This is a genomic window from Alistipes sp. CAG:268 (assembly GCA_000434235.1).
GTDB lineage: Bacteria > Bacteroidota > Bacteroidia > Bacteroidales > Rikenellaceae > Alistipes > Alistipes avistercoris.
In genome coordinates, this window is record FR892005.1 from 125,986 (window position 1) to 138,413 (window position 12,428).

Consider the following 12,428-nt stretch of genomic DNA (forward strand, 5'->3'; position numbering starts at 1 on the left):
CATGATTTCCCTTCGAAAGATATATGCTGCGGCCGCTGCCCTGGGTTTTGCGGCGACCGCCTCGGCCATCGAGATCCACGTCTCGCCCGCCGGCAACGACAGTAACCCCGGAACGCGCGAGGCTCCGGTCGCCACGCTCCGTGCCGCACAACAGTGCGTCCGCCATTACAAGTCCATCTGGCACCAGCCCGAAACGATTACGGTCGTCATCGCCGCGGGCAACTACGAACTCGACGAACCGCTCGTGTTCAACGGCCTCGATTCGGGCGATCCGGACCATCCGGTCGTCTGGCAGGCTGCGCTCGGTGCCCGGGTTTCGCTGTGCGGGGGCGTGAACATTCCCGGATCGGCGTTCGGCCGGGTCAAGGATCCGGCCATCCGGCGCCGGCTGAACCCCAAGGCCGCCTCGCACATTGTCTGTGCGGACCTGCGGGCGCTGGGAATCGACTCCTTCGGCGAGATCGTGCAGTACGGGCATTCGGCCAGCGTGCCCGTGGCCCCGCTCGAGCTCTTCTTCGACGGCGAGCCCATGGAGCTGGCCCGCTATCCCAACGAGGGGTGGATCCGGATCGGGGAGGTGCTCGATCCGGGGTCGTCGCCCCGCGTCGGAGACTATTCCGACCGCCCGGGCGTGTTCCGCTACACCGATGACCGCCACGCGGCATGGGCCGGTCTGAAGGATGTCTGGCTCCAGGGTACGTTCAACTACGGGTTTGCCGACGACAACATCCGCGTCGCCTCGATCGATCCGGGGAAGGGTACCGTGACGCTCGCCTCGCCGCACCTTTACGGCATCGCCTCGGGGGCCGCCTACCAGCACTATTTCGCATACAACATCCTGGAGGAGCTCGACCGCCCCTCGGAGTGGTATCTCGACCGTGAATCCGGAATCCTTTACTTCTATCCGCCTTCCGACATCCGGAAGGCGAACATCCAGGTCTCGATCCTCGAAGATCCGATCGTCTGTCTCGAAGGGGTGGAGTACCTCCGCCTCGAACGCCTGACCATCGAGTGCGGCCGCGGCATCGGGGTCTACATCGAGCGGTCCAACCACAACGTGATTGCCGGCTGCACGATCCGCAACGTCGGGACGAGCGGCGTCTTCATGGGCCAGGGGGCCGAACAGACCTTCCCCCACATCACGGTGGACGATTACGAAGGGCGTCCCGTCTCGCGCCGTATCGGCAACCTGCAGGGGCACATCTACAAATATCCCCACTGGGACCGCAAGGCCGGGATGCACAACGGCATTCTCAGCTGCGACATCTACAACACGGGCAGCGGCGCTGTCTACCTGAGCGGCGGCGACAAGGTCTCGCTGACCCCCGGCAACAGCTATGTGGAGAACTGCCGGATGACCAACTACAACCGCCGGAACAAGTTCCTGTGGGCGGCGGTCAGCGTGAACGGGTGCGGCAACCGGGTTTCGCACTGCGAGATCCACGACTCCGACTGGCAGGGAATCTACGTCTCCGGCAACGAGCACCTGTTCGAGTACAACTACATCCACGACGTGACGCTCAACTCGAACGACACCTCGCCGTGGTATATCGGCCGCGATCCGAGCAGCCGCGGGAACATCGTGCGCTACAACCGCTTCGAGCGGTGCGGAAATCCCGAGCGGATGAACATGGGAATCTACTGCGACGACAGTTCGACGGACGTGCTGGTCTACGGCAACCTGTTCGTGGACATGAACACGACCCACGGCGTGATGTTCTCCAACACGGGCTGGGACCTGAAGTTCGTGAACAACATCGTGGTGAATCCCGTCGCCTCGACGATGTACATTTCGTCGCACTATTATACCTGGGCCCGTGACCAGGGTCCGGCCTGTTTCGGCGAAAACGGCCTGCTCAGGTACCGGCTCACGCAGTGCGTGGATATCTATTCGGCCCCCTACAGCGACCGCTATCCCGAGTTGATGAACTACCTCGACCCGATTGTCGAGGGACAGGAGTGGGAGGGCATGCGCCCGCGCCGCAACTGCATGACCCGAAACCTGATCGTCGGCAGCCGCGAGGCGTCCCTGAAGCTCGACGGACCGCATGCACAGGGCACCGAGACGAACAACTTCTGTACGCAGGACGATCCGGGTTTCGTCGATTGGAAGGGCGGCGACTACCGTCTGAAACCCGATGCGGAGGCCTATCGCCGCATCGAGGGCTTCGAGCCCCTGCCGATCGAACGGATGGGCGTTTACGAGGATGAATACCGAAAAACCGACAACCGATGAGACATATTCTGTTGGGTATCCTGATGGCGGCTGCGGCCTGGACGGCCCGGGCGCAGACCTTTGAAACCCTGCGGCTCCAGCGGAGCTATGCCGGCCGGGCCGACGACTTTACGAACGGCTATGCCCGGGCCGTGCGGTGTGAGGAGTGGGGTTACGACAATCTTTGGAACGACAAGACCGAGGCCATGATCACCCGGGCATCGAACGGGCAGATGGTCATGGAGTGGGAGAGCGATCCGGTGAAACGGATCGACGCAGACGGGGCCCGTTTCCTCTTCCTGATCAGCGCGGACCAGTCCGCGCAGCCCCGCGAATTCTCCCTGTGGATCGACGGGCGTCCGTGCGGCGCCCTCACCAACCTCCTGGGGCAGCATTGGGAGCAGACCACCGATGCGGGCGTCGTGTGTACCTTTTCGGCCTACGACAGCAACCAGTGGGGTGACCGGATGGGCTTCATGGAGCTCCTGGTTCCGAAAGAGCTGGTCGAAGCGGGGCGTCCGGTGCGCTTCCGCCTGATCGGCGAGAAGGCCGAGAGCAACATCTATTTCATGATCTTCAAGAATCGGGAGCTGCTCGAGGAGCTCCGGTCGCGGGCCGCCGTGGAGGAGTTGTTTGTCCTTTCGGCGACCGACCGGGGTGTGGAGATCGCCGCCGGGACGCAGTGGATCGGACGTACGGCCCTCGTGACGTGTGACGGGCGGCCTGTGCAGGTGCGCTTTGCCGATGGCGGTGACCGGGCCGTCGGCCGCTGCCCCGAGGGGGCGGCCGTCGCCCTGCAGTGGCAGGGGCATACGCTCTTCGAGGTAGCCGATCTGCGCAATCCGCAGTCCGAATACCGGATCGACGGCGGGGTGCTCGTCACGGTCCGGCCCGAAGAGGAAGGTGTCCGCATCTCCCGGCAGCGGACCGATGCCGGGGAGGCGTTCGACCGTCTGGCCGGAGGCCCGTGGCGGAATGCGCAGGTACATATCCTGGTGTCGAGCCATCAGGACATAGCCTGGATGGACTCGCCCTACAACTGCATCGAGGCCCGTGACCGGCTGATCGTCTCGCCGGCGCTCGACCTGCTGGCCCGCCATCCCGACTACCGCTACGACATCGAGGATGCACTGATCCTCGAGGAGTATCTCGAGCGCCATCCCGACCGCCGGTCGGAGATCGGGGGGTACATCGCCTCCGGACGGCTCGGAATCGGGGCATCCTATACGCAGCCCTATGAGGAGGTGCAGTCGGGCGAGGCGCTGGTCCGCCAGTTCTATTTCGGCAAGCGGTGGGTCGAGCGGGAGTTTCCCGGAGCGCGGCAGCGGACCTACTGGAACGTGGACGTCCCGGGACGTACGCTGCAGATGCCCCAGATCCTGAAGAAGTGCGGCGTCGATCACCTGATGTACAGCCGCCACCAGCTGGGCATCTACGACTGGTTTGCCCCCGACGGCAGCAGTGTGCGGGTCTATACGCCGGGGCACTATACCCGGGCGGCTCAGTTTCTGCACAAGAACATCAATCTGGGGATCAACAAGTTCGTTGATTTCATGGAGGAGTTCCCCGATTACCGGAAGAATCCTGCGCAGCCGCGTGTGGTCGGCATGCTTTCGGCCGAGGACATGAGCCGGGCCCGGACCTACTACGACTGGATCGAAGGGATGAAGGAGGAGGCCCGACGCCGCGGTACGGAGGTTCCGCAGCTGAGCCATTCGACCGCGGACCGTTTCATGGACAGTCTCTCCCGTATGGACAATGCATATCCGCAGATCCGGGGCGAACGGCCCGATCTGTGGCAGTACATCCACAGTGCGACGCATGCCGACGCATTCGCCGACTACGGAATCGCTGCAGCGCTCCTGCCGCAGACCGAACTCTTCGCCTCGGCGCTGGCTCTCGCCGAAGGGAACTTCGACAGCTATCCGAAGGAGGAGATCGACCGGGCGTGGAAGGCCCTCATCTATCCCGACCATGGGTGGGGCGGCAACCGGGGCAACATCACCGATTCGCTCTTCGCCGCCAAATACCGTTTTGCCCGCGGACAGGCCGAGACGCTGCTGCAGCGAATCCTCGGAACGCTGACCTGCGGGGTGCGTACCGAGCGGAGGCAGGGGCTTCCGGTCGTGGTCTACAACGGCGCTTCGTGGGCGCGTTCGGGGTCGGTGCGGATCCCCTCCGACAGACTGCCCGGGGGCAGTGCCTCCGGGTTGCGGGCAACGGATGCGGCCGGCCGGCCGGCCGCCGTCCAGACGGCGGCCGACGGCTCGCTGGAGATCGAGGCCGCCGATGTCCCGGCCATGGGTTATACGTCGCTCTATCTGAAAGAGGAGCGTCGGGGCGGGGAGCGCGAAAGAGGAGCGTCGGGCCGCGAAACGCGGGGAGGCTGCGGATCTGCCGGAGAACGAATCGGTCTATTACCGGTTGGAGTTCCGGGACGGCATCCTCTCTCAGATCTTCGACAAGCAGAGCGGCGAGGCGCTTTTCGATACGTCGCTGCACGCCATCGGCGATGTGGTCGCCCTGCGTTCGGTGGGAAACGGCGCCGGCGAGTTCTCGACCATGCAGAAGCCGACGACCGACCATCTGGAGTCGGCCGCAGCGATCAATCCCCGCTGGGAGCTGGCCGAGACGGGTCCGGTCTATACGCTCTACCGCAGCGTCGCTCCCTTCGAGAATGCGGAGATCGTGCGTACGCTCCGGCTCTACCGCAACCGCAAGCGGATCGACTTCGACACGGAGATCCGCAACTTCGACGGGACGCACTATCTCGAGTACCGGCAGCTCTTCCCGCTCAGGGATTCCGGGCATGTTGCCTACGGCGTCCCCTTCGGGCGGGTGCGTGTGGGCATCGACGAGATGCAGGGAGCCCCGGGCGAACGCTATATGGACGAGGCCCGGGAGATACACCCCCGGACGACTTCGGGCTGGATTGCGGGCGAGTCGGGCGGTGTGGCCGTCGGACTGGCAACCAGCGCAGCGCTGGTCGATTATGTCGATCCGATCCATCCCGACAACCCACAGACCGTGCTGCAGCCGATCATGCTCGCCTCGCGGCGCAGTTGCCATCCCCAGGGCGAGTTCTACAGCCAGCGCGGAACGCACTGTTTCCGCTTCACCCTCTCGTCCGAGGAGCGGGAGCATCGGATGACGCTCGAACGCCGCCTCGAGGAGGCCCGGATGCCCCTGCATGCCGTCGTTGCGACCCGGCAGTGGACGGATGCCGGACTTGCGGAGTCGGGCTCCTTCTTCACCGTCGGCGACAGGCGGGCGGCCGTTTCGACCGTCAAGAAGGCCGAAGAGGGCGACCGGATTGTCCTGCGCCTCTACAACCGCAGCGGAGAGCCGGTGCATGTTCCCTTCACGGCGGCCTCCGGATACGACAGAATACGGCATGCGGACCTGCTCGAGAGAAGCTCCGGCGAGGAGACTCCGGTTATCGAACTGGCCCCGTACGCCATCGAAACCTACATCATCGAGTGATATGAGACATCTGCTGAATAGTCTGTGCATCATCCTGTTCTGCCTCGCCGCTCCGGTTGTGCGGGCTGCCGGGGTGAAAACGACCTGCTCGGGTTGCGAACCCGGGGAACTTGCCTTTGCGCGCTCCGAAATCGACGCCTTCTTCGCGCCGGCCATTGCCGGGACGGAACTCGAAGGAAACTGCCGGATCCGGTTGGAGTGCGATCCGTCGATCGACGACGGGAGCTTCGGCTATCGGAGCGAGGACGGCCGCCGGATCACCGTATACGGCGGAGATCCGATCTCGGTGACCAACGGACTCCATACGCTGCTCGAACGGATGGGCTTCCTGTTCGACATCACGGGCGTCACCCGCCCCGAGCGGGCCGATCTGGCGGCGCTCGACCATGCCGACGTGCGGATCCGTCCCAATGTCCGGTGGCGGGGTATCCGGCAGCACGTGAACTTCCCGATGGACATATCCTCCTACCCGATCGATCAGGCCAAGCGCTATCTGGAGAACCTCGTGCGCATGCGTTTCAACAAGTTCGTGGTTCACAGCTACATTTTCATGTGGCACGAGGAGCCGGTTTCGCAGGATTCGACCAACTATGCCGGCAGTTTCTTCTACGGACACCGCCACGACTTCTCCGACAGTCCCTTCCTGAAATCCGTCAATCGCGAGAACCGGTCGATCTTCTGCATCCCGGATATCGAACCCTGCTACGACGATGTGCCCGAACGGAGCAAACGGGCCGTCGCCTGGATGGGCGAGCTGCTCGATTACGCCAAGTCGCTCGGACTCTATGTCCAGTTCTCCTACGAGCCGCGCCATTCGACCGTCGAACGTGCCGTCCGCCTCGGGCAGATCATCGCCCGGACCTATCCCCGGATCGATGCGCTGGAGCTCATGACCGAGGAGACCGGCGGCTGGGGACCCTCCTACACGGCCGAAGAGGTCCGGACCAAGCTGCTGGAGTTCTTCCCCTCCGACGTGTTGTCGGATACGCTGGTCATGAACGCCATCCGGGATCGCCAGCCCGACATGGCGGAACTTTACCACCAGATCGGGACCAACATGGAGGCCATCCGGAGGATGGAGTGCGATCCCGGCATGAAGGGGATCCGGAAGTTCGTTCTGGGCATCTACTGCAGCATCCCGGACCAGGTGGGTCCGGCCTACCACCTGGCGTTGAAGTATCTGCCCGGCCACGATATCTCGATCATGCCGTCGCACGGCAGCGACGGGGTGGCGGCGGCCGTGGAGCGGATCGTCTCCGACCCGGCCGATTTGCGGCGCACCCAGATCTATTCGTGGATCGAGTTCGACGGCCTGATGTACATGCAGCAGAACGCGATCGACGGGCTGGAGCGGCTGTTCGGCCATGTGGAGCGGCTCGGCGGCGGGGAGATGCTGCACAGCATCTGCTTCAACCACTGGCGGAGTGCGGAGAACCGGACGACGTTCCGTTTTGCCGCGGACGCCTGCCTCTCTCGGGGTGTCTCCCGCGGGGCATTCTATGAGGAGTATGCCCGCCGTCTGGGTATTCGCGATGCGGAGACCTATGCCGAGGCAATGCGCCTGATCAACGAGGCCGACAGCTATGCCACGGTGAACCTGGGCAACATCGGTTTCTGCTGGGTGGGCGCCTGGTCGAACGGCGGTCTGTTCACATGGATGAAGCGCGAGAACATCGACCGTTGCAGTGCGCTCTATGCGGCGGCCGGAGTCCGGATCGCAGCGGTCCGGGCCGGAACGAGGAGTCTCCCGGGGCTGGAGTACCTGGATCTGCTGGCCAACCGGATCGACTGCTCGATCCTCTATCTGGAGGCTTTCCGGCATGCATCCGCCCTGGAACCCTTCACGCGGAGCACGCACGGGAGCCTGTCGGAACAGGATCGGGCCGCGGCAGCCTCGCTCTGCAACCGTTCGCTGCGTCTGTTCGACCGTTACATGGAGCTCTATGCCTCCCTCATGCCCGACCGGGGCAGCCTGGGAACGGTGGTGAGCGTCTGGTTCGCACCGGTGCACGGGCTGAAGGTGCTGCGCAACCGGCTGACAGGCATTCCCCTCGAACAACAGGCTCCGGTGGCCGAGTCGGCCGACGAACCGCCCCTGCCGATTCTTTACCAAACGAACTGACACCTCCCTTTTGTCGCCAGCCATGTCGAAACACTGCGTCTTCATCCTGCTTTCCCTCCTGCTGGGAGGGTATTGTGCCGCCCAAAGCCCCGTCGAACGGGTCGATCCCATGATCGGGACGGGCGGCAAGGGGCATGCCTATCCCGGGGCGACCACGCCTTTCGGCATGGTGCAGCTCAGCCCCAGCAACGACTTCTCCTCATGGAAACGGTGTGCCGGATATCATTACGACGACGATGTGATCAAGGGGTTTGCCCATACGCACATCAGCGGGGCCGGGCTCTCCGGGCTCGGGGATATCCTCTTCATGCCCGCCGGCGGAGAGCTGCAGTTGAGCGCCGGGACGGACGAGAATCCCGACGGGGGCTACCGTTCGCGCTTCTCGCACGACTCGGAGCGGGCCGCCCCGGGATACTATGCCGTTCTGTTGAGCGACGAGGATATCTTTGTCGAACTGACGGCCACGCCCCGCGTCGGGGTGCACCGATATACGTTCCGCAGAGGCGGGGTCGGGCGGATCATGATCGACCCGAGCCATAACCTGATGGAGCGGGTGGAGGGAATCTCCGTCGCGGTGATCGACTCGGTGACGGTCGTCGGCTTCAAGCGTGTGGGCGAAGGGGTTGCCGGGGCGCGCACCGTCTACTTCCACGCCCGCTTCTCCCGGCCCTTCGACCGTTTCCGCGAGACGGACGATGCGGACGACCCGATCGGTTATGTCGAGTACCGCGACCTGAAACCCGGCGAGCGGATCGGCGTGCAGGTCGGCATCTCGTTTGTCGGGGCCGAAGGCGCCGGGCGGAACCTCGAGGCCGAGGCGGCCGGGCGCTCCTTCGACGAGTTGAGGAAGCAGGCCCGGGAGGCCTGGGAGCGGCAGCTCTCGCGCATCGGGCTGGAGGGGGCCTCCGACCGTGAGGCGACGATCTTCTACACGGCGCTCTACCACGCCTCGCTCTCGCCCAACCTCATCTCGGATGTGGACGGGGCCTACTGCGTCGAGGGGCGGCGGCTGCACTCCCCCTTTCCGCAGTACAGCAATTTCTCGGCCTGGGACACCTACCGGGCCCAGCATCCGCTGCTGTTGCTGACCGCACCCGCACAGAGTGCCGACATGGTCAATTCGCTGGTGTCGAGGCATACGGTGGCCGGGCTGGAGCTGCCCGTGTGGGAGTGTCTGGGACACGACAACATCTGCATGATCGGCTACAGTACGGTGCCGATCCTGGCGGATGCCATCCTGAAGGGGGTTCCGGGCATCGACGCCGTGGGGGCTTACCGGGCCATGTGCCATGCCGCCACGAGCAACGACAAGCACAGCCAGACCTACGGCCCCTGCGGCATGGACCACTACCTGCGCTGGAATTTCGTTCCGGCCGAGATCGGCTGTTCCGTCTCCAAGACCACCGAGTACAACTACTACGACTGGACGATCTCGCGCGTTGCCCGCCTCCTGGGGCGCCGCGGGGAGGCGCGCCGCTTCGAGGCGAGGTCGGCCGGTTACCGGAACCTCTTTTCGCCGGACGACGGCTACCTCTATCCGCGTTCCACGACGGGATTTCTCTCGTCTCCCGATACGACCCGCTGGGCTCCGCTCATCCGCAACTACATATCGGGAAACCTGTGGGGCTACTCGACCTATGCGCCGCACGACGTCACGGAGTTGATCGCCCTGCACGGGGGCGATGCCGCATTCGTCGCATTCCTCGACCGGCTGTTCCACACCGAAGTTTCGATCGAAGGCGAGCAGCACGTCGATATTTCGGGTTTCCTGGGCCATTACGGCCACGGGGACGAACCTTCGCACCACATGCCCTATCTGTATGCCTATGCCGGAGCGCCCTACAAGGCCTGTCCCGTCATCCGCGAAATCCTGAAGACGCAGTACGACACGACGCCCGAGGGTCTGGTCAATAACGACGACCTGGGGCAGCTCTCGGCCTGGTATGTCTTCAGTTCGCTGGGGTTCTATCCCGTCTGTCCGGGCGATATGCGCTACATCATCGGTTCGCCGCTTTTCGATCGGGCCACACTGCACCTCGGCGACGGGGTTTGCTTCACGGTGCGGACGGTGAACAACTCGGAGCGGAACTGCTATGTCCGCCGGGCCTGGTTGAACGGCAGACCGTACGGGAAGAGTTACATCGCCCATGAGCAGCTCATGCGTGGCGGCGAACTGGTGCTGGAGATGGGCGATACGCCCGATCCGCAGTGGGGACACGCCGCATCGGACCGTCCCGTGGCACGGGTGGACCGCCGCCTGGGAGGGGAGTCGCGCCACACTCCCTGCCATTCGGTCTACGACGAGCAGGGGGAGTGGCTCTTTTCGGGGCGGAAGACCGTACGGCTGCGTTGCGAGACTCCGCAGGCTGCCATCCGGTATACGCTTGACGGCAGCATCCCGACGGCCTCGTCGCCGCTTTACGATGCGGAGCGGGGAATTCCGCTTGAGGGGGATGCCACCCTGTGCGCCGTGGCTTTCCGGCGGGGACGACTCCCGAGCGACCCCTTTGTGGCGCACTATGTAGAAACGCCGATGGCCGCCCTGCCGGAGGGTTATCCGCGGATCGAGCTGCGTGACCCCACCTCCACGTACGGAGCCCCGGACGGCAGCGAACTGATCGACGGACGTTGGGGGGCGATCGAATTTTCGGAGGGTGGCTGGAGCGGTTTCGCCGGCAGGGCGTGCGATCTGGATGCCGTGATCGACATGGGGCGTTCCCTGACGCTCTCCGAGCTGATGGTCGGCTACCTCGTCAATACCGACGTGTGGATCTTCCCGCCGGGTCGGATCCGGCTGTGGGCGGGCGACGATCCCGAACGGCTGACTCCGCTGGAGGTCGGTTACGACCCGCTGCGGCTGGATGCCGGGCAGAAGCGGCTCTACCGTCCGACGCTTGGCTTCGATGCCCGCAGCGCCCGTTACTGGCGGATAAGGATCGAGAATTACGGACCTATCCCCTCGTGGCACGGTGGCGCGGGCAGCATTCCCTATCTTTTTGTCGATGAGATTCTCTTCCGGTAGTCGGGCGCCTGCCCCGACAGGCCTTTGGGCATATCCCTGATTCAAAAAGGAAAGAGCCGGCACCCTGTCGCAAGGGTGCCGGCTCCCGGTTTTTTCGGGACGCTCCGCTCAGAGGCTGTTGCGGAAGAGTTCGGCCAGCAGCGCGTGGTAGCGGTTTTCGAGCTCCTCGAGGGTCTGCAGGTTGCGGTAGATGCCGTCGGCTTCGGTGTAGTATTCGATTACCGAGAGCTGTCCGTCCTCGACCGCACGGCGCAGCATCTCCAGCGTCGTGTGCATCAGGGCCGTGTCGTAGGTCTGCATCGTCTCCTGCAGGCGGCCGAGTTCGTCGTACTGCGCCCGGATGCGGGCATCGGCCTGCAGGCGAACCTCCTCCGAACGGAGTTGTGCGGCCGAGTAACGGGCCCGGGCCATGCGGCTTTTGTGGCGGTTGGAGAAGATCGGGAACGAGGCGCCGACGAGGAATCCGTTGCTGGCCTCGTCGAGGGCCGTGTTGCGGCGGTATCCGACCTCGAGCGACGGGAGCCAGTTCTGGCGGTTGAGCCGGACCTCCTGCCCGGCGGCACGCACGGCCGACTCCGAGGCCTGCACCTCGAGTTCCGCCGCCAGCAGCTCGTCGCGCAGGCGGTCGTACTCCCCGACGGCCGGGGCCTCGGGGTACTCCGTCACGCCGAATGCCACAGCCTGGTCGCCGTTCATCGCCTGCAGCGCCGCAAGGGCCTGTTGGCGGGCCGACTCGTTTTGTGCCAGTTCGGTGGTGGCATTCATGCGTTCCATGCGGATCTTGTTCACCTCGAGGATCGAGGCATCGCCCTCTTCGAGCCGCTTCTCGAAGAGCGCAAGCAGCTCCCCGGCATTCCGCAGCCGGGCCTCGAGCAGTTCGCGCGTGCGGTTCAGGCGGATCAGGTCGAGGCACTGCAGCCGGGCCCCGAGCAGCAGGTCGCGGCGGGCGACCAGATACTGGCGGTCGAGATACTCGCTCTGCAGCTGCCCCGATTTGCGGCGGGCGGCGTAGCGCGTCGGGAAGTCGAAGCCCTGCGAGACGACCAGTTCCGAGCTCGACATGCCGTCGGTACCCTTCGTGTAGAAGGGGCTGTATTCGACCGAGGGGTCCTCGAGGTTGTTCTGGCTCCGGATCTCCTGCCGGGCCGCCTCGTTCTCCTGGCGGAGCGCCTGCAGCGACTTGTTGTTCCGCTCGATCTGCTGCAGCAGCTCGTCGATCGGCTGGGACTTGCCGCCCTGGGGCATGCACAGGAACAGGCCGGCGAGAAAAAGAATCTGTCGTATCATGGCTCTATCGGTTTTCCGGGTTTGCGGGTTTGTCGTGGCGGTGCATCCACTCATAGACGATCGGGATGATGAAGGCGTTCAGGAAGGTCGAGGTCAGCAGTCCGCCGAGGATGACCTTCGCCATCGGACTCTGGATCTCGTTGCCCGGCAGGTCGCCGCGCAGCGCCAGCGGGATGAGGGCCAGTGCCGAGGTGAGGGCCGTCATCAGGATGGGGTTGAGGCGGTCGAGAGAACCCTCGACGATGCTCTCGCGGAGTGTCGTGCCCGCGTCGCGCAGCTGGTTGTAGCGGTTCAGCAGC

Annotated in this window: 6 protein-coding genes and 1 pseudogene; 5 read left to right on the forward strand and 2 right to left on the reverse strand. The window is 64.5% G+C overall.

The features are described from left to right. Position 1 precedes the first annotated feature (1 nt). From QZL63_RS07265 to QZL63_RS07285, 5 genes and pseudogenes are all read left to right on the forward strand, one after another. A complete protein-coding gene (locus tag QZL63_RS07265) occupies positions 2–2,236 on the forward strand; it encodes a right-handed parallel beta-helix repeat-containing protein (RefSeq protein WP_022308661.1) in 2,235 nt (744 codons plus the stop codon). 1,001 nt (positions 2,237–3,237) lie between these two features. Continuing rightward, a pseudogene (locus tag QZL63_RS11720) lies at positions 3,238–3,912 on the forward strand (glycosyl hydrolase-related protein); the annotation flags it as partial. A gap of 727 nt (positions 3,913–4,639) precedes the next feature. Continuing rightward, positions 4,640–5,698: a glycosyl hydrolase-related protein gene (locus QZL63_RS07275; RefSeq protein ID WP_022308663.1), complete on the forward strand. Its 1,059-nt coding sequence runs from the start codon at positions 4,640–4,642 to the stop codon at positions 5,696–5,698. Between the two features lies 1 nt (position 5,699). After that, positions 5,700–7,820 carry a hypothetical protein gene (locus QZL63_RS07280; protein WP_022308664.1) on the forward strand — a complete coding sequence of 707 codons (2,121 nt, stop codon included), beginning with the start codon at positions 5,700–5,702 and terminating at the stop codon, positions 7,818–7,820. A gap of 22 nt (positions 7,821–7,842) precedes the next feature. Beyond that, positions 7,843–10,842 (forward strand): GH92 family glycosyl hydrolase, encoded by a 3,000-nt coding sequence (locus tag QZL63_RS07285; protein ID WP_022308665.1) that lies wholly within the window; start codon positions 7,843–7,845, stop codon positions 10,840–10,842. 108 nt (positions 10,843–10,950) lie between these two features. On the opposite strand, the gene QZL63_RS07290 is transcribed toward QZL63_RS07285, so the two are convergent. Next, positions 10,951–12,129 (reverse strand): TolC family protein, encoded by a 1,179-nt coding sequence (locus QZL63_RS07290; RefSeq protein ID WP_022308666.1) that lies wholly within the window; start codon positions 12,127–12,129, stop codon positions 10,951–10,953. 4 nt (positions 12,130–12,133) lie between these two features. Then, a partial coding sequence (locus QZL63_RS07295) for an efflux RND transporter permease subunit (protein ID WP_290586385.1) occupies positions 12,134–12,428 on the reverse strand: 295 nt, incomplete at its 5' end.